At 64.0% G+C, this 467-nt stretch carries 1 protein-coding gene; it reads left to right on the forward strand.

The features are described from left to right. Positions 1-287 precede the first annotated feature (287 nt). On the forward strand, positions 288-467 hold a 180-nt coding region (locus tag CWO89_RS47455; protein ID WP_207234739.1), incomplete at its 3' end, for a hypothetical protein.

Genomic DNA, 467 nt, shown 5'->3' on the forward strand with positions numbered 1-467 from the left:
GCGGTGGCGCCATCTCCGCAGGAGCCCGCGGCCAGCGATCCCAACAAGTCGGGCATCCGCATCTACCTGTCCGGCGTTGGCGGGCGCACTCCGTGAATGTGGTGGACTCGACGCATCCAGCGGGGGCTATGCTGCCGCGATGTCGGTTTGGCTGAAATCATTGCCCTTGAACAAGAGCGGCTCGCCCGTCGCCTTCGCCAGGGCGTAGGAACAGCAGTCGCCATAGTTCACGCCGGCTGTGTGCCGATCCTCCCAAAATCGAGGGAGGCCTGCCGGGCAAGCTCACCGTGCTCGACCGTCACCGGCGCGATCATGATGCCGGCGCGACGGAAGAAGGCTTCCGCCTGTCGCATCCCTTCCGGGCCGAACTGGTTCTCGATCACGATCGACAGTTCGACGTAGTTTGCGACGCTGATGCGGCAGGTGTCGGCATCGTCGATGAGACGCGCAAAGGCTTCCGCTTAGAA

The organism is Bradyrhizobium sp. Leo170, assembly GCF_004296405.1.
Lineage (GTDB): Bacteria > Pseudomonadota > Alphaproteobacteria > Rhizobiales > Xanthobacteraceae > Bradyrhizobium.